General features: G+C 43.2%; 20 protein-coding genes. 3 read left to right on the top strand and 17 right to left on the bottom strand.

What is annotated here, in order from left to right:
• Positions 1-38: 38 nt before the first annotated feature.
• From NST34_RS15685 to NST34_RS15655, 7 genes are all read right to left on the bottom strand, one after another.
• Positions 39-1,055: an LLM class flavin-dependent oxidoreductase gene (locus tag NST34_RS15685; RefSeq protein ID WP_341054943.1), complete on the bottom strand. Its 1,017-nt coding sequence runs from the start codon at positions 1,053-1,055 to the stop codon at positions 39-41.
• 11 nt (positions 1,056-1,066) lie between these two features.
• The gene (locus NST34_RS15680) at positions 1,067-1,819 is read right to left on the bottom strand and encodes an amino acid ABC transporter ATP-binding protein (protein WP_341128227.1); all 753 of its coding nucleotides are present in this window, start codon (positions 1,817-1,819) and stop codon (positions 1,067-1,069) included.
• A complete protein-coding gene (locus NST34_RS15675; RefSeq protein WP_042188296.1) occupies positions 1,816-2,526 on the bottom strand; it encodes an amino acid ABC transporter permease in 711 nt (236 codons plus the stop codon). The genes NST34_RS15680 and NST34_RS15675 overlap by 4 nt, the downstream gene beginning before the upstream one ends.
• The gene (locus tag NST34_RS15670; protein ID WP_341128226.1) at positions 2,523-3,308 is read right to left on the bottom strand and encodes an amino acid ABC transporter permease; all 786 of its coding nucleotides are present in this window, start codon (positions 3,306-3,308) and stop codon (positions 2,523-2,525) included. Before NST34_RS15670 ends, NST34_RS15675 begins: the two co-directional genes overlap by 4 nt.
• Before the next feature lie 33 nt (positions 3,309-3,341).
• Complete coding sequence (locus NST34_RS15665) at positions 3,342-4,193, bottom strand: transporter substrate-binding domain-containing protein (RefSeq protein WP_341128225.1); 852 nt, start codon at positions 4,191-4,193, stop codon at positions 3,342-3,344.
• Positions 4,194-4,197: 4 nt separating this feature from the next.
• Positions 4,198-4,713 carry a GNAT family N-acetyltransferase gene (locus NST34_RS15660; RefSeq protein WP_341128224.1) on the bottom strand — a complete coding sequence of 172 codons (516 nt, stop codon included), beginning with the start codon at positions 4,711-4,713 and terminating at the stop codon, positions 4,198-4,200.
• A gap of 118 nt (positions 4,714-4,831) precedes the next feature.
• On the bottom strand, positions 4,832-5,725 hold the full coding sequence (locus tag NST34_RS15655; RefSeq protein ID WP_042188290.1) for a LysR family transcriptional regulator: 894 nt from the start codon (positions 5,723-5,725) through the stop codon (positions 4,832-4,834).
• A gap of 363 nt (positions 5,726-6,088) precedes the next feature.
• Between NST34_RS15655 and NST34_RS15650 the strand changes: the two genes are divergently transcribed.
• A complete protein-coding gene (locus tag NST34_RS15650; RefSeq protein WP_341128223.1) occupies positions 6,089-6,622 on the top strand; it encodes a GNAT family N-acetyltransferase in 534 nt (177 codons plus the stop codon).
• A 132-nt stretch (positions 6,623-6,754) separates the two neighbouring features.
• On the opposite strand, the gene NST34_RS15645 is transcribed toward NST34_RS15650, so the two are convergent.
• The 4 genes from NST34_RS15645 to NST34_RS15630 all read right to left on the bottom strand — a co-directional run bounded on the left by NST34_RS15645 (position 6,755) and on the right by NST34_RS15630 (position 11,739).
• On the bottom strand, positions 6,755-8,692 hold the full coding sequence (locus NST34_RS15645) for a hypothetical protein (RefSeq protein ID WP_341128222.1): 1,938 nt from the start codon (positions 8,690-8,692) through the stop codon (positions 6,755-6,757).
• Positions 8,693-8,908: 216 nt separating this feature from the next.
• Positions 8,909-9,802: a sugar phosphate isomerase/epimerase family protein gene (locus NST34_RS15640; protein WP_076299742.1), complete on the bottom strand. Its 894-nt coding sequence runs from the start codon at positions 9,800-9,802 to the stop codon at positions 8,909-8,911.
• A gap of 24 nt (positions 9,803-9,826) precedes the next feature.
• Positions 9,827-10,684, bottom strand: coding sequence for a sugar phosphate isomerase/epimerase family protein (locus NST34_RS15635; protein ID WP_339248293.1), 858 nt, complete (start codon positions 10,682-10,684; stop codon positions 9,827-9,829).
• Positions 10,681-11,739, bottom strand: coding sequence for a Gfo/Idh/MocA family protein (locus tag NST34_RS15630; RefSeq protein WP_042188278.1), 1,059 nt, complete (start codon positions 11,737-11,739; stop codon positions 10,681-10,683). The genes NST34_RS15635 and NST34_RS15630 overlap by 4 nt, the downstream gene beginning before the upstream one ends.
• 123 nt (positions 11,740-11,862) lie before the next feature.
• Here NST34_RS15630 and NST34_RS15625 point away from each other — a divergent pair, with 123 nt between their 5' ends.
• Positions 11,863-12,732 (top strand): helix-turn-helix domain-containing protein, encoded by an 870-nt coding sequence (locus NST34_RS15625; protein WP_149645622.1) that lies wholly within the window; start codon positions 11,863-11,865, stop codon positions 12,730-12,732.
• A 180-nt stretch (positions 12,733-12,912) separates the two neighbouring features.
• Complete coding sequence (locus tag NST34_RS15620) at positions 12,913-13,482, top strand: hypothetical protein (RefSeq protein ID WP_341128221.1); 570 nt, start codon at positions 12,913-12,915, stop codon at positions 13,480-13,482.
• A 35-nt stretch (positions 13,483-13,517) separates the two neighbouring features.
• On the opposite strand, the gene NST34_RS15615 is transcribed toward NST34_RS15620, so the two are convergent.
• From NST34_RS15615 to NST34_RS15590, 6 genes are all read right to left on the bottom strand, one after another.
• Positions 13,518-14,417: a glycerophosphodiester phosphodiesterase gene (locus tag NST34_RS15615; RefSeq protein ID WP_341128220.1), complete on the bottom strand. Its 900-nt coding sequence runs from the start codon at positions 14,415-14,417 to the stop codon at positions 13,518-13,520.
• A gap of 141 nt (positions 14,418-14,558) precedes the next feature.
• A complete protein-coding gene (locus NST34_RS15610; protein WP_341128219.1) occupies positions 14,559-14,762 on the bottom strand; it encodes a biotin transporter BioY in 204 nt (67 codons plus the stop codon).
• 147 nt (positions 14,763-14,909) lie between these two features.
• Positions 14,910-15,794, bottom strand: a complete 885-nt coding sequence (locus tag NST34_RS15605) for an IS3 family transposase (RefSeq protein WP_143759617.1) — start codon at positions 15,792-15,794, stop codon at positions 14,910-14,912.
• A 4-nt stretch (positions 15,795-15,798) separates the two neighbouring features.
• Positions 15,799-16,059: a helix-turn-helix domain-containing protein gene (locus NST34_RS15600; protein ID WP_341128218.1), complete on the bottom strand. Its 261-nt coding sequence runs from the start codon at positions 16,057-16,059 to the stop codon at positions 15,799-15,801.
• 122 nt (positions 16,060-16,181) lie between these two features.
• On the bottom strand, positions 16,182-17,171 hold the full coding sequence (locus tag NST34_RS15595) for an ABC transporter substrate-binding protein (RefSeq protein WP_341128217.1): 990 nt from the start codon (positions 17,169-17,171) through the stop codon (positions 16,182-16,184).
• A 130-nt stretch (positions 17,172-17,301) separates the two neighbouring features.
• Positions 17,302-18,276, bottom strand: a complete 975-nt coding sequence (locus NST34_RS15590) for a helix-turn-helix domain-containing protein (RefSeq protein WP_341128216.1) — start codon at positions 18,274-18,276, stop codon at positions 17,302-17,304.
• Positions 18,277-18,472 lie beyond the last annotated feature (196 nt).

Genomic DNA, 18,472 nt, shown 5'->3' with positions numbered 1-18,472 from the left:
CCTTTAAACGATTTCCCGTGTGATCCTGATCCGCCCGCTTATGCCTCTGCCGGCACTTCAGCGATTGCTTCGCTCAGTAGCTCAAAGGAGCGGAACCGTTTGTCAAAAGGCTGCACATTCGTAGTTATGATGAACTCCTCAACACCGGATGCCTCTGAAAGTGCCAACAGCTGTTCACGTACAGAGTTCTTTGTTCCTTTGGTAATCTCTGGTTCCAACTCTTCAATCGTGTATGCTTCATTGCTCTGGCGGGCAAACTCCTCCGCCTGTTCCCGGGTTCCAACGGTTAGCTTCTTCCCGCTTGCCAGCTGAATCCGAATCAACTTATGTGCGCCCGCCAGTTCTTTCGCTTCCTCTTCGGTCTCAGCCACCACTAGTGCTAAAGCGATAATTGCTTGCGGTTGTCTGCCCTGTGAAGAAACAAAACCACTTCGGTAAGCACGAATAGCATCTAGCGCTACTGTCTTATCGCTATTAATAAATAGGGAGAACACATAAGGTAATCCAAGTTCAGCAGCAATCTCTGCACTGCCTACACTCGCGCCAAGCACATACAGCTCAGGCGGAATACCAGGAAGGGGACCTGCCTTCAACCCAGCCAGCGGGTGGTTTTCTTCGAGCCGGTTATGCACATATTTCTCCAACTCGATGATTTTGTCCGTTAAGCTAGGGGATTCGGTTCTTTCCTGCTGAAGCGCTTGTGTGCTGCGCGGGAGTCCACCGGGAGCGCGTCCCACTCCGAGATCCACTCGGCCAGGAGCCAGTGTAGACAGCACATTGAAGTTCTCCGCCACCTTGTACGGACTGTAATGCTGGAGCATGATGCCACCGGAGCCAATGCGGATGCGCTCTGTTTTGGCCAGCAGATGTGAGATAAGGACTTCAGGAGAAGAACCAGCTACCTGCTCAGAGTCATGATGCTCGGAAACCCAGAATCGATGAAATCCAAGCTCCTCAGACAGTTGTGCCAGCTTAATGGTATGCTGGAATGCTTCCTCTGGCGTTTCTCCCGGATAGATCGGACTTTGATCAAGTACGCTGATTGTAATTGCCATTGTTTTTCCTCCTATATGGAATAGTTAAATTCAGGTGTGATTCGCTTCAGGAACTGCTTCGTTCTTTCTTCGCGCGGATGATTAAACAGCTCAGTCGGCGTTCCTTCTTCAACAATGACGCCTCCGTCCATAAAAACCACATGATTCGCCACATCGCGGGCAAAGCCCATTTCATGGGTGACTACAATCATTGTGATGCCTTCCTTGGCAATTTTTCGGATAACAGCCAGCACCTCACCCACTAGCTCAGGGTCCAGCGCCGATGTTGGTTCGTCGAACAAGATAACCTCTGGCTCAAGCGCCAAGGCTCGGGCAATCCCTACACGCTGCTGCTGACCTCCGGACAGCTGACTCGGGTAAGCGTCCAGCTTGCTGGCAAGACCAACCTTTTCAAGCAGCGCTATGCTCCGCTTTCTCGCTTCGTCCTTCGGAAGCTTTTTGACAATTAACAACCCTTCCATCACGTTCTCCAGCGCGGTTTTATGACGGAACAAATTGTACTGCTGAAATACCATTGCCGTTTTTTGCCTAAGCTGATGAATCTCCTTTTTGCGGGCATGTTTGCAGTTCACTTTGAAATCGCCAATGACGATCTCTCCGCTGCTTGGCCTCTCCAGATAATTCACGCAGCGTAAGAGAGTCGTTTTGCCTGAGCCACTGGGGCCGAGAATGACGACAACCTCTCCCTTCGTCACCGTTAAATCTATATTGTTTAACACCTGATTCCGACCGAATGACTTCGAAATTTGCGCAAGTTTGATCATGCTACTCCACCTCGATTGTACAGATTAATCCTTTTCTCAATGACCGACGTCACGCGTTCGATCAGAAACGTTAGTGCCCAGAAGATCAGTGCTGCCGCCAGATATGCCTCGAAAAACTTCCAGTTCGTTGAAGCCACTATCTGTGCCTTAGCATTGATATCCACCACCGAAACCGTAAAAGCAAGGGTAGATCCGTGCAGCATACCGATTACTGAATTCGAAAGATTAGGCAGACTTGCCGCCAGCGCTTGAGGAAAAACAATCCGCTTTAGTGCTTGGGGCGTAGTCATACCGATAGAGTGAGCCGCTTCTAGCTGACCACGATCCACAGCGAGCAGACCGGAACGGACGACCTCGGACATATAAGCTCCAGCAGTAATCGAGAATGAAATATAAGCAAAACCGATCATCGGAATCGAAACCGACCTAAAGCTCCAGCCGAAATGCGCCGCCAGACCATCAATGAGCACAGGAAGCCCAAAATATATAAGCAGCAGATGCGTCAGCATCGGTGTCCCGCGGATGAACGTAACATAACCGACGGCCAGCGGATGCAGAAGTGGAACTCTGTATAGCCGGATCAAGGCTACAGCCACTCCAATCACAAAACCAATCAATACAGAGACAACTGTAATATATAAGGTCGTAGGAATTGCACTCAGAATTTGTACCAGAGCAGTCCATATAAACGAGGGGTCCAGTTTCATAATCCGGTGCCTCCTTTGCCCGATCCCAGTTCTGCAATGATGCGTCGGTAGGACCAGCTTTTGTTGATTTTAAACAATTTTTTCTCAGGCGTATTTCGTCTTTCATGCCGTAGCAGATGGTGTTCTGCTACAAGCAGCAGCTTCTCAATCGTAAAGCTGATAACCAGATAGATAAGCGCAAGCGCGATATAGGTTTCAATAAAATGCTGTGTTAAGCTGCCAAGCGTCTGAGCTTTACCTGACATTTCCATCACCCCGAGGGTAAAAGCTAATGATGTATCTTTCAGTAGTGCAATTACTAGATTAGAGAATACAGGAACTGATATACCTAGCGCTTGGGGCAGCACGATTCGTGTAAAAGCTTGAAACCCCGTCATCCCCGCAGCATATGCAGCCTCCACCTGCCCCTTATCCACCGCCATCACAGAAGCCCTAATCATTTCAGACATGTATGCTCCCGTATGCAGACCGTAGGTTAGAATAACAAAGACAAGTACTGGAGTTCGGGTCATATCCACATGGACCAGCTTCATGATTTCAGGCAGACCATAATAAAACAAGAAGAGCTGGATAAGAATCGGAGTTCCCCGAAAAAAAGAAATATAGATTTCGGAGAGGGTCTTTAACACAGGCACTTTATAAAGTCTTGGCAGAGCTACGAGAAAGCCGACAATAATTCCTGTCAGTAGAGAACAGGCGACAATCAGAAGCGTGGTGCTTAAAGTCCCTAGTAACTTAGGCAAAAACGAAAATACAAAACTGATATCAAACTGTGCGCCCATATATTCCCTCCCTTCCCGTGCTCACCGGCTCAATCATTTAACCGAATCCGCTGTAACATCCGCACCCAGCCATTCCGTGCTCAGCTTACCCAGTGTTCCGTCCGTCTTCAGCTCTTTAATCGCACTGTCAATCGCATCTGACAGCTTTTGTGAATCGGCATCATCCTTACGGAAAACATAGAGAATGTCCGCGGAGGACAGCTCGTCGCCCGTAGCTTTTAGCTGACTCTGCGGATCAATGATCGGCAGGACAAAATCTGCAGCCAGCGTAGCGTCCACACGCCCAGTACTAATCTGTGCGACGGTATCATTCGCTGCACCGTTCTGATACACGATATTAATCGCATTGTCATGCTCTTTATTGTAGTTCTCCAGAATTTGCGCTTGTGCGCTTGTCGCACCGACTAATACCTTTTTTCCTTTAAGATCATCCAGTGATTGGATCGAATTATTATCCTTCGCCACTACGATGCGGTTTCTCCAGTGGGCATAGGCTTCTTTGTTAAAAGAATATTTCAACTCCCGCTCTGGATTTTTCTCCATGACATGGGCAACCAGGTCGATTTTTTTAGTTTCCAGACTCAGCAGTAAATTGCTGAAATCCATGGTTTGAAACTCGAATTCATATTCAGGCAGCTGCTTATCGATTTCTTTGAGCAGTTCCACATCGAAGCCTGTAAGCTTGCCGTTCTCATCTATGAAGCAGACCTTCGGAAAAGCAGTACCCGTGCCTATGATGATCTTAGTTACCTTTGTCGAACTATTTGCCGTTGCCGAAGCTTCGGCTGCATTTCCATTCTGACTACTGTTCGTGCTGTTATTTCCGCAACCTGCTATCGCCAGTGTCAATAACGATGCAATTACTAATGAAATGGACTTTTTCATTGTTCTATCCCCTTTGAATGATTTGTGATTTATCTATAAGTGTTTTTTTCATCAGATACATAATGCCGTCACCATTCTGCTGATCCAGTTCCAGAAACCGTTCATACCCCCGGCGTTCATACATTTGAACTAACCATGGGTGCTTCTTCGCCGTTGCCAGCGTGACCGCAGCCGAACCCAATTGTCCAGCAATAATGTGCTCTTCCACCCAATCCAGAAGCTTTCCACCATAACCTCTGTTACTGTAATCCGGATGAGCAGCAAACCATTTAATAAAAGGCAGTGGGCTAATCTTCTTAATCTCTTCTTCTTTTGAAAGTGTTATCGTCGCAACTATCGTTCCATCAACTTCAAGCACATAACACTCATTCGTAGCAATATTGTCTTCAATAAGTGCCAAGTCAGCTGTAGCCGCCGGCCAATGCAGCCCGAGCTCACGAATCAGCTCATACGCACGATATGTAACCTCAAGCAAAATCTCCGTATCTTTCAGTTCTGCCAGTCTGTATGTCTCACTCATCGCAAGCCCTCCATCCTTCCGAAATTAAATTTATAATTCCTATCGAAATAGTCGTCATTATATGCAATTAACTTTATCACTGCATGTGTCCATGCGCTAATAGAGTTTTTTAATACATCTATACAATTAGTCGATCTCCCGTTTTACCAATCCCGAGTTCAAGTAGAGTTTCTATGAATTCAGCGTTCTCCCCATTTAGTGAAATCAGGCTGGTACGTAAGGAGATGCCTTCCGTCTCCGCAATATCCACCCGTACTAACGTCCCAGCTGCTACTTCCTCTTGCACACTAAGTGCCGGAAGGAAACAGATACCTGCTTTTTTCAACACCAGCTTCTTGGCTGTCTCCAGGTTATCCACCTGATATTCAATTTTCGGCGGCTGTTCCATGCTCTCAAATACACGATGCAGTCGCATCCAATCCAAAGACCCGCATTCAAAAAAGACTAACGTCTCCTGGCGAATATCCTCCAGCGATGTACGTTGTGCCTTAGCTAAGCGATGCCCCTTCTCTACATACAACGAAATGGGGTCTTCGCAGAAAGGAAAGGCTTGAATGGCTGGATTTACGACCTTACGAATAAAAGCCAGATCTAGCTCTTTCGATTTCAGCTTATCAATCAATACTTCCGTAGAAGCTGTCGTCAGCTTGATCGTGATATGCGGATACCTACGCTTCAAATGAAGCATCAGATGCGGCATTAAATAATTGGATACCGAGACAGTACTGCCGATCCTCAGTTCATTTGGAATAAGCCCCTTGGCCTGAACCTGATATTTACCGTTCTGATAGATCTGGAGAATCTGCTGGGCATAGGGAAGAAATTGCTTACCTTTATCCGTTAGGCTAATCTGCTTACCTAACCGATCAAACACTCTGCAATCCAATTCCCTTTCGAGCGATTGAATCCGTGCCGTAACTGTCGGCTGAGAGATATATAGGACTTCGGCCGCTTTATTGAAGCTTCCATAATGGTTAATGTAGACAAAAGCCTCAATATTTTCAATGTTCATCCCTAATCCCCCTAAACTAATATTATTTTTACTATTCCGATGAAAAAACAATGAAATAGAACGATGCTTTCCTATAGATTTTGTTTATATCTTATGCACCCCCCTATTTTTTGTCAACTTAAATTCCGTGTAAAATAATCGGATTTCCACAAAATTTCATTCATAAATGATTAATAATTTAAAATTCGAAACTACAGAAGCTATAGTGAATCCCTTTATAATCGACTGTTATGTTTATTTCATATAGAGCTTTTCTATTCATTTATCAAAATAATAAAATACCCCTTATATAACTCGGAATTATCGTTTATAATGACTTCATTCGTATGAACTATACATTAACTGAAAGGGGATCGCGAGATTATGTCACAAAAGATTATTATCCGTGAAGCTGAGAATAATGACCGTGATGCCATCGCTGAAGTGATACTGAACGCTTACCACCAATACTCGGAAATTATGCCCGAGCCGTTGTGGCTAGCGTACCGGAAATCACTTCTTGAATCTGTCCATGGCGATGCCCCGATTATGCGGATCATCGCTGAAATCGACAAGAAAATCATTGGTAGCGCACTCTTGTTTAGCTCCTCGGAAACGGCTTACGGTAAACCAGAGTTAGGCATTCACTCCCCTATCCTACGCCTGCTTGCCGTATCCCCATCCGCTCGCGGCCTCGGTGTTGCAACCCATCTAATTCACGAAGCTGCTAGGAGATCTCGTGAGTTAGGAGCCACCATTTTAAATCTGCATACCTCAGAAATGATGGCTTCAGCAATCAAGCTCTACTATCGCTTAGGCTTCAAACGGGCGTATGAGACCGATCTTATGAACGGGGAAACCCTGGTACAGGGTTTCCAACTAGACCTACTAACCTCAGTCCGTACAACAGCAGGATAAATATAAAATTCGAGACAGACTTACTCGATGAATATAACGTCTTCTTAACCGTTGTCTTGAAATTAAAAAAGAAGCCTCGGGAAGCTTCCCAATGATCTTATGTGATCATTGCGGCGAACTTCCGAGGCTCATTTAATTTCCTTTTTTATAGGTAATTTCTTTAAAACTCACAGTGATATTGCCTTCATTATCAGCATCATCCAGGCGATGATCTAAAATTACAGTTGCTTTGGCGGGGATGGACGAAAAGCTAGCCCCCTTCTGCTTCTTCTTTACATCATAGAGATAATAAGAAACATTCTTAACCTTCAGCCCTATAGTATCCTTGTACAAAAGTTCTACGGAATAGGATTTTATCACAGCTACATTAGCGTCCATCCATCCTACAACTTCAACCGCTGCATCTTCTTGGTCGCTTTCAGTCTTAATGGAGCCGATGGGAAGCCCATCCTGATTATAAAAATCAATTTTTTGGGGAGCGATTTTCAAATAATCGATATCGATGTCATGGATTCGGTTTTGGTTCATCTCTGCTGTATCCATCCAGGCAATCGTGCCCGCCGGGTTCCACTTTATTTTCTCAGAAGGTACATATTGCTCTTGTGGTAAAGCTACAGTGTGTAGCGAAGCTCCTTTATTATCGTAAAAGGTTAATTGGCCGCTCTCATCATCATGTACAAATCTCTTAAAGGTTGGTGAAAGAAACAGGGATGGCGCACCGGTCGTCGAGTGAGGGATTACCGGATATTTTAGAAGATGCACATCGTCCTTTCCTTTCCTCAGATCAAACAACCATACATTGCCGAGGTAACTTTGCATAAATAATATTTGTTCATCCGCATTCCACTGGAATTTATAGATATAGTCAGAATCATCAGAAAGCGGCCAAAAGTCTTCCCGAAGTCGCTCAATATCTCCTGTAACAACATTATAAGAGGACAAATGATATTTCCCAGCTTCTTTCGTCAGATCCGATTCCAGAAATAATAGATGATACTCGTCCAACTTGATTAGCATATTATAGTTGTTCATAAATGCATTGTTCCAACGGTTATCGGTATCGATCAGCTCATCGCTCCATTTCACCATCACCTCATCCGTAGCAGGATCATGGGCTAGTAAAGCGTTAACTGCATTATGGTCGCCATAGAAAAAATGAATGGTATGATATAAGATTCCTTGTAATTCAACCACTGCCCCACCGTTTAATAGATAGTTATTTTCGGTTATGCCAATTGGTTTAGCCACCAGTTCTCCATTTGAGCTCCGTACTGCATTAAACTCCAGCCCCTTAAAGTTTGCTTCCAAGAATATAAGCTTTTTTAACTCGATAGTTGATTCCATAGTAAGTGTGTAGCCTGTGCTTGTTTCGTTCACATTCATTAACATGCCTTGCTCGCTTGTTTCGTTAATCCATAGATGAAAGGCATATTTATTATTAGTTGAAATTAGAACAATATCATAGTTAGGCGTTGCGGTATTTAAATTTCCTGGTATTTGTACAGCGGTACGGATGGCTCGGACGAAAGTTTCTATGCTTTCATGATCTATGTATTCAGCCTTTATGTTAGCATTCACTGAACCATGTGCTAGAGATTTCGCTACTGTGATTCGCTTAATTTCCTCGTCAATTTTTAGATTATCGGCTTCTACTTGTTGCTCATTGGGTTGAAATAAATCAAGTAAAACTACTTTTTTTGTTTCCGGCAGCTTGTAATGACCATTTTGTCCTGATTTGGTGAAAAGACCATTATTCTCGCCATTAATCCAGAATGAGAACTTTTCGTTTTCTTTATTCTTCAATTCAACAGTAGCTTCATAATCGGGTGCTGCAATATCAAGCTTGGCGCTGTCATACTCAGCAGTATGTATGGCTTCATTGAATTGTTCTATTAAATTATTGTCCGTTATGGTCATGGATTCACCGCTATCGTTCTGGATTGTTATGGAATTAACAGAGCTCAGATCGATCAGGGTTTGATTCACTTTATCCTTATTCCCTGTATTGAAACATCCAACAATGATTACTGAAATGACTGCTAAAAGGGCTAGTAGATTTATCTTTTTCATATAGGCTCCCCCTTCGTATTCTCTCTTCTTTAACGCCAAATAGAGGATAAAGTTGCAATAAATGAGATTAGCAATTGGATCAGATTCTTATCCTGAACTATGTAAAATTGTTTGTAGCAATAAAAAAAGCCACCGTACAGGCCTGTTCTCCTGTAAGGCAGCTTCTCTTTTATCCCAAAGGTTGGATGAACTATTTAATCATTATTACTACCATGCTCAGACCCGAAAAGCCTTTAAAAAATTCACAGCCTGGCGGATATCTTCCTCTGGATTAGTGCCAACTTCCCGTTCTATGGTCAGGAAACCTGTATAACCGATGTCGTTCAGCGCTTGCAGATAATTGTTCCAGTCGACAGAACCTGCTCCAAGTGGAACTTCACGGAACGCCGAGCCGGTCTCGGCCATTTCAGCCATCTTCTCATGGTCTAATGCGGGTGCTTCATAACCATATTGACCGTAAACATCGCGCGGATCGATATCGGCAAGTTTGAGACCATCTTTAGCATGGGTGTGTACAATGTAGTCTTTTAGTGTATGAACACCTTGCACGGGATCATCACCAGTCACCATCACCATGTTGGCCGGGTCAAAATTAACAGAAACCCCTTTGGAACCCAAACCGTCGAGGAACGTCTTCAGACGCGCAGCGGGTTCTGGCCCAGTCTCAATCGCAAAGTAAGAATTCATCTCATGCGCGTATCTGCTTAGTTCCTCACAGGCGATGTGCATGGTTTCATAAATTTTACTGGTGTGGTCAGAGGGAACAATACCGATATGTGTAGTTACGATATCTGTACCTAGCTCCTTGGCCAGCTCCATAATGCGTTTGGACTTTTCGATTTTGGCACGGTTCTGTGCAGGGTCCTGAAATCCATGTCCGCCTAAATCTCCAACAAGGGCAGAGATTTCGAGACCCAGTGAAGCGATGTATTCCTTCCATTCACGGCGGGCTGAAGGAGAAAGGTTAGCGGGATCAAATTCACCTTGTACTGCATAAATCTGAACTCCATCAGCCCCTGCTTCTTTTGCCTTGCGCAACCCCTCTTTTACTCCGACCTGAAAACTGTCTACGATAACGCCGATTTTGTTAGTGATAATTGGTTTAACCATGCTATAATCCTCCTTTAAAATGAATTAGTTTTGGTTCCAAACCCGCTTGATGTATTGGAGCCCAAGTCTTGTCCCCTTACGGCACTCTTCCATTCCCTCAAATTCTACAGAGATATATCCGTCGTAGCCACTTTCTTTAACGGTTCGAATGACACTCGGCATATCGATGTCTCCTTGACCAACGATGGCACCCCTCAACCAGTTCCCACCAGTAGACTGGAACCAGCCTTCGCCAGGCTGGCGATCCTGCGGACGAATATAAAAATCTTTGAAATGTACCATCGAAGCAAGCTTAATATTGTTAGTCACAGCAATAAGCGGATTCTCATCTGCGCACAGGAAGTTACCAATGTCGAGTGTTGTACGGAAGTTATCTCTTCCTACTGCGTGAACCAACGCCTGTACACGATCGCTGTGCTGAATAAAGTATCCATGATTCTCCACACTGGTTGTGATGCCCAAACCTGCGGCATAATCGGCAATTTCCCGACAGGCTTCAGCTAAATGTGGAAGCTCTTCCAAAAAGTGCGTAATTGATAGATCATTTGACGAGGCTACATCATGCCGCATCCGCTGAATGCCTAATGCCGCACAGACGTCTACTTCCCGCTTTACCCGTTCGACTTCACGCTGTCTTTCCGCTGTCTCCAGCCCGGCAAAATTCGCCCCGATAGCATAATTAGACAACTCTAGTCCACGACCTGCTGCCGTACGTACAATCTGATCAATTAGCTCAGGATTCTCAACCAAATTGATGCCCAAGGGTACAATCTCCGCATGCTCCGCGCCCAGATCGGCGATCGTATCAATGACTCCTTCAAGCGTAAGCTCACCCGTTGAAAAAGCTGAATGCAAACTGTAGGTACTGATTCCTAGCTTCATAGTTTCACCTCTTCGCCTTTGGCAGCGGATTCATAGATCGCGCCGAGAATCTTCATGATTGTAACGCCGTCCTGCACAGGACTAATCGGTGTAGAGCCGTTGCTGATGTTGTTCGCAAAGTGATTAATCTCATTCTGGAATGCACTGTTGAACTCAAACCCCTTATGATCGGTCTGCGGATAGATATTGACGATCGTATCCGACTGTTCTTTGACGAGGACTATCTCAGGATCAATTTCAAACCCACCCTTGTCACCGTACAGGCGGACCGAGCGCTCGTCTTCTTTGGCATGCAATGTAAAGCTAACATCAACCATCAGCGAAGCTCCATTCTCAAAACGAATTAGTGCATTTGCTAAATCTTCCACCGTATTGTTCGCTGCGTCGTAATCAGCGGCTTTATAGAAAGAAAGGTTCTTGATATTGGAACGATTGCCGAGCTTCCGGTAAGTATTGGCGCTTACTGATACTGGATTCGGACGGCCCATCAAATACCAGCATAGATCGATCACATGGACGCCGATATCAATCAATGGTCCGCCGCCGGAGCGTTCAATATCACTGAACCAGCCGCCGGGATTACCAAGTCTCCGGAACGTCGTTGCCTTCGCATAGTAGATTTCACCGAATTCTCCTTGTTCCACCAATGTCTGAAGAAGCTGGGCATTAGAGTCATAACGTCGTACAAAGCCTACTTGCAAAATTTTACCGCTCTTTTCCACTGCCTGCTGAACCTGAAGCGCTTCTTCAACCGTGCGGCAAAGGGGCTTTTCCACAAGTACATGTTTGCCTGCCTCAAGTGCCGCGATGCTAATCTCAGCATGAGAGTTGTTCCATGTGCAGATGCTGACTGCATCTATTTCGGAATTAGCCAGCAATTCACGATAATCCGTGTATACGTTCTCCACGTTATACTCAGCAGCAACAGCTCGTGCACGCTCTTCATTCAGGTCACAAACCGCATATATGATTGTCTGCGGATTATTCCGATAAGCACTTAAGTGCATGCTGGAGATAGAGCCGGTTCCTATTACGCCAATTTTGATCATATCCATAAATACTCTCTCCTTTATTTTGCATAGGTTATGATTCGTATTATAATGATTTCAACCCTAAACACCATGCAGAACCTTGCGGTTTCATTTGTACAATTGTGCTATAGGAGGTGCAGTCAATAAATGTTGGACTATGATAAACATCTACAGGAACCCATGGACATGCCGGATCCCGAGTTTCCGATTAAAGTACATACCCAGCGCTTCAACCAAGAGGGAGTTTTGTTGTTCCCACATCATTGGCATGAGCATCTTGAGTTTCTGTTTATCGAAAGCGGTGAGGCTGTTTTTGAATGCGGACGAACACCGATCAACGTACGGGCAGGTGATTTAGTTGCTGTGAACAGCAACGAGCTGCATTATGGGGTGAGCGCTTCTTCTGATTTATTGTATTATGCGATCATTGCAGATACTTCTTTGCTGCATAGTGCGGTAAGCGACGCTGCCGAGACCAAGTTCATCGCCCCGATTCAGCAGAACCAGCTGCTGTTACGTAATCATATCCGGGGAGATCAGCACATTACAGACTGTGCGCTGGCGATTATTCGGGAACTGGAACTTCGCGAATTCGGATATGAGCTGGCCGTGAAGTCCGAGCTATACCGCCTGCTAACGCTGCTACTACGCAGACATATTGTCACCTTTCTCTCACAGGCTGAGCAAGAAAGACGTATTCAGACCGTTGAACGCTTCGCACCTGTTTTGCGTTATATCGATACACATTACCAGGAGCCCATTCAAGTTGACGAACTTGCGGCTCTAACAGGGCTAAGCCGCTTCCATTTCAGTCGTCTCTTCAAGGAATTAACTGGTCATACGATTTCGGAATATATAAATGCTGTCCGTTTAGACCGTGCAGATTATTTGCTAAGGCATACCCAGTTAACGATTTCTGAAATCGCTACCACAACTGGCTTCAGTGATATCTACTATTTCAGCCGGACTTTCAAAAAACATAGAAAAGTACCCCCAAGCAGTGTGAGAGGGTTCTAGTTAGGGTGAACAAAGGAAGCAGTCTTCTACTTGCTATCGCTCCTTAATTTTAACATCAAAAAGGTCAGGAAAGGGTAATCCCCTCTACTGACCTTTTTTTATTTTATTAATTGCATAAAAGAAACTATCTTCCATCTTATGGGTATAATTAACATAACAAAAATATAGGAGGAGATTTCATTGAGAAAAATAATTAAACTGACTATATTAGCACTTTGCATAATGATTCTACCGGGAACAATGATTTATGCCGCATCGAACCAATCAGAAGTTTCATTATATTTCAATAATGTGGTACAAAAACAGGCAGCAGTAATATCCGAGGGGGAAATTCTTTTACCTGTTGAACAGCTCTCTAAAAATTTGTTTGCTTTAATCGCTTTAGATGAAACAAGTAAAACGGTTCGAATCTACAAGCCAAATGTGAACATGGTATTGCTTGATAACAATGGAGAGATTTTCGGTAAGGTAAAAAGCCCTGCGCGGTTTGCCTTTTCAACCTTATTACAAGTAGATCATTTAAAAACAGAAATTTCAGATATAAAACTTACGATCACTGATCCCGCAGATAAAACAGAAACTATCGACAATCAACAAATTAAGAAAAGTGAAGAAAACTTTTGGTTCAAAACTAACGAATTTACTTATTCGTTTAATACAAAAGGCACCTATACTATTCAAGTGTTTTTTAAAGACGTAAATTCAAAAACATGGTATCCTGTCTCTGAAATCGATGTATTCGGCATATGAATTTCCGATAGTTCAATTCCCGTTTCCGTACTTCCTCACTTCTTATTATTCTTAATCACTTCATTAAAACGGTCAGGAAAGTTGGTATGTACCCCGTCTACACCCCAAACCACGGCTTTGTCCATATTCACTTGATAATTCACTGTGTACGGAAATACCTTTAGACCCGAATTTTTCACCTGTGCGACATAGGAGGAATTTATTCTTTGAAAGTTAGGGCTAATACCAACTGCATAAGTTTTCACCCGATTGATAAAAGATTCTGGTACTTTGTAAACCGGAATATTATACCAAACAATTTGATAAAGCGGGATCTCTGGGTTAATCGAATGAAGCTTACGTAAACTCGCCTCACTAAATGAATGTATGGAAACATGATCTGACAGATTATATTTTTCAATTTGTTCGTTTAATATGGTTTCGATATTCGGATTCAAAGCGGGATCTTTAATCTCAATCATATAGTCCACTTCTTTTCCAAACCTTTCAAATACCTCTTCTAAAGTCGGAATACGTAATCCAGCATATTGATCCCTAGCAAACATGGGATATTGATCGTTAAACCAAGAGCCAGCGTCTAATTTCGAAAGCTGCTCTAAAGTATAATTCTTAACATACCCCGTTCCATTTGTCGTACGATTAATAGTTTCATCGTGAATAACAACAGGAATACGATCCTTAGTTAACTGAATGTCTAACTCGATATAATCGGTATCCATATCAATGGCTAGTTCGAATGCAGGTATAGTATTCTCAGGAGCATATCCCGAAGCGCCACGGTGAGCAATGGTATAGACTTTGTCCGCAGGCTCGAGAATTTCCTTCACTTTAGTACGAATCCATGGAGAATAGGCATACATTGAGGTACACAATAAGATCAATAAAAATATGTGAATAAATATAAAGTACATTTTAGAATTTTGAATCCTTTGCATAAAGCTTCCCTCTTCTTTTCAATAATTTATTGTTGTTTACTTGGTGCTGTTTTCTACATCATATCCAGTTAATTACCATTCATAATCCTATCAAATCTCCTCTTGATTTATAATTATGTAAAACCTGCGGATTATTCTAAGCTATATCGCAATGATGGCTGCAATAACCGCTTTAATGATATCACCTGGAAGAAAGATCACCACACTTGTTAATCTAACCCAAATGGAAGTATTCGTAATCAATGCCATGATAGGCGCACCTATCAGATTAATCAACATTACACCAAAAATCAAATTTACGACAATCAGCTTCCAAGTTCTGACTTCCAGCGAATCATGCAGCATATACAAATTCTTTGATTTTCATGAAGAAACCCTTCATAGGAAAATTGAATGTATTGATTAGATTCATAAAGTTGGAAGAATCTCGAACTTAAAAAACACTGATCCAGATTGGTCAAGCCCCCATTTTATAGACACTGAAAAAAGACCCTAGGCAATAAGCTGTTTCCGGTACTCTACCGGAGGCAGCTTATTTAGCTTTCGTTGTGGCCGATGTTGGTTATAAAATCGAATGTAATCTTCAATTTTCCTTTGTGCCTCATCGATATTTCGGATATCATAAGGATAGAGTCCTTCCGTTTTGAGATGCGAGAAGAAGCTCTCCATAGAGGCGTTGTCATAACAATTGCCTCGGCGAGACATGCTGATTCGGGCGCCAACCTTTGGCAGCATGTCGTGGTATGCATGAGACGTGTACTGGAACCCCTGATCGCTGTGAACGATCAGTCCGGTCACGTCTTTTTGTTGACTCCACGCCTGCTGAAAGGTCCGGAGAACCAGTTCATTGTCGTTCCTAGCGCTCATTTGATAAGCAATAATTTCGTTATTGAACAAATCTTTAATAGCTGAAAGATAGAGCCACTTTTCGCCTATGCGATATTGCGTAATGTCTGTCACCCATTTTTGGTTGGGAGCATCCGCTTTGAAATCCCGTTTCAATATATTTTTCGCCACACGATCTCCTTCGGAAGTAGCATAATTAAAACGATGTTTTCGGCGGATCCTCGAACGAATGCCTAAATCCTGCATAATTCTGAGTACCTTCTTATGATTCATCCAAACCCCATGGTCTTGTAGCAAGAATAATTGAATTTGGCGATAACCGTAGACTCCGTTATACCGTTCATATACCTTTTGAATGAGCGCCTTTGCTTCCTGATCCCGATCTGTTCCTTTGCGCTTCAAGAAAGCGTAGTATCCACTTCTGGAGACCCTAAAGAGTTTACACAGGTCGCTAACGGCATACTCTTTTGCAGCGCTCTCAATGGCTCTATATTTGTGCGTTTCACCTCCTGCATCCAGATTTCCAAACACTTTTTTAGCATTTCATTTTCCCGTCTGAGCTTTTGAACATACCTATCTTGATCGATATATTTTTACGACGCCCCCGTTGATCTAGTAACCCAAATTCCCCTAGCTCTCGGTATTTCTTCATCCATTTCTTTACCCGCCCTTGGTCTTGAATCTCAAAATGCTCCGTAATTTTCCGGTAAGTCCATCTTTCCTCCACATGTAAACGAATGGCCTCTTTTTTAATCTCATCCGAGTAAGTTTTGAACTTCTGTCCTTTAATCGCCATAAAAATACACCCCCTAGAATTTCATCGGACAAACCAGGGGTTTTATCCAATGTCTATTCTAAGGGGTGCACTTCAGATTAGGATCAGTGTTTTTTAGCTACACAATTTTAAACAGAATAGCTTTACTTGTTGATATGTTCATTGATTTGTTCAGCGATTTGTTCCAGTAATGCCTCTTTCCCTAATGCAAAGAATGCTTCATTGTAATTTTGTCTGCTTGTCATGCGATATATATTTTTCGATTTTACAGCTTTTAAGCTGCTCCAGACCTTACTTTGGTCTAGAACATTCGGGTCATTATCAGATAATAAAATGATGTGGTCTGGATTAAAGGTAGACAGTGCTTCTAGACTTGTTACTTTTCCTCCCCATGGGTCTGGTTCCGGTGTACCTGGCGCGATGAGTAATCCAAGATCATTAAAAATCATATCTGCAATACCTGTGCGGGAATAGATCCGGATTTCTTTCTCTGTAGCTTCGATTACTGCAAACGTTTCTTCTTTAGTTATCTTTGTGATTTGATCATGCAGTTGTTGAGCACGTTGATCATAGGCCTTCAGCCACTCATCCATTTCTGTTTTCTTATCAAGTACCTCTGCAACAAAGGCAAACCGCTCTCTAAAAGCATTAAAGCCATAAGGAACCCTCACTGTTGGAGCGATCATATTTAGTTGATCATAGATTTTCTCTTGCGTAGGCCCTGCCAGTATCAAGTCAGGACTTGCTGCACTAATCGCTTCCAAGTTAACTTCCGTTTGAAACCATCCAACGGGCGTTACATTAGGCAGTTCTTTTTTTAGAATAGGTGTGATTTCCAGTGAATTAGCCATGTCTGTATTCCCGGTAATCACAGGTTTATATCCAAGCACTAAAAGTTCTTCAGTTGAGCCAGATACATCGGCAATTCTAACCGGGTTTACCGGTATTTCAACATCTCCCTTGGCGTCCTTAATGGTACGTGTTTCGGAGGAATTCGTAGCGACGGATTCAGATTTCACCGCAGGTGGGGAGTTCTCCCCTTGAGCCTCCTGCCCTGAATTCCCACATCCGTACAACATCACCATCATGAATAAGGCGATTCCAACATAAGAGATACGTTTTAAACTGAACATTTTTTCCAACCCTCTCCAATCTATTGATAATCATTCTCACTACTAGCAAGTCCGATCATACACTTTGCTGATAGGGCTGAACTACCGATAGAGGGATTGAATAACGGTTTGGCGGATATTTATTTGTTGTCTAACGTTTTTTTATTATTTCAGAAGGATTTATTCCATATTGCTTACGAAACGCCTCCGCAAAATGACTAAAGTTGTTGTAACCTACCATCGTCGCTGTTTGACTAACACTACTCTCCCCGGAACGCATGATTTCCCATGCTTTTTCTAAACGTTTGTTCCGTAAATAGGCAAATACAGTCGTACCATATTCTTCCTTAAAACCAACTTTTAATTTGTATTCGTTAATACCCGCCAGCTTGGACAGCTCTATGAGTGATGGAGGGTTTGCCATTTGCTCGAGTATGATTTCCCTGGCTCTCCGAATGCTTTCCCGGTCAGTGCGAGATAAATGCAAGCTACGTTTAGTATGACTCTGCTCAAAAAGAAAAGCGCCCAAATATGCGGAAAGGAGTTCTAATGCCTTACCCTCTGCGTATAACCTGCGCATTGAGGTTTGATATGGGCAATCTCTCAATTGAACCAATATTCGGGAGGTTTCTGGAAGAATAGGCATACGGAACATACGAAATGATTGTGTATCTAACAGCCCGGATAAACTGCAAATATGTAGAGATCCTTGCTCTACCATCCATGAATCGAACAGTGTTACCGGTACACCAATGGACAGTAAACGGATGGGTTCAGCACTGCGATAGTGAAATTCGGCTTGGAAATCTCGCATGAGCTGCAATGAACAACTGTCGGGCACCAACTCGTGACTATTGCCTGTTACATGAACTTCTCCGCTGCCCTGTAGACAAAAGCTTAGCTCAATCATAGCTGCTTCGGATTGAACTCGGATTAAACGATCCTCAGTGAAACGGTAATCACTATCTACAATTTCGATCCCGGAAGATGTGATAACCCTATCGACGTATCCATGGTTACTAGGTTGTGAGAAATGCATTCGCTCTGTGGTGTCCCTTATAGCCGGAGTCTCAAACAATGCATTGAAATACCCGTTATAGATGTTATGAATTGATTTTCTTGTCATTAATTCATACTCTCAGCAGATCTGTAGTATGCTGTAACCCCAATGTAGTGTTTTATCATGAGGAGATCACCTTTATTCATGTATTAAATGATAACGATTATCATTTAGATCATTATATCCGAGACATTAGCTAAACTGCAACGAACAGTTTATGAGGAGTGTTAGCGTATGATTCCAAATACAAACACCCCCTCAT

The organism is Paenibacillus sp. FSL H7-0714, assembly GCF_038003765.1.
GTDB lineage: Bacteria > Bacillota > Bacilli > Paenibacillales > Paenibacillaceae > Paenibacillus_AQ.
The sequence above is the reverse complement of the archived record's forward strand: the minus strand, read 5'-3'. Positions and strand labels throughout refer to the sequence as shown.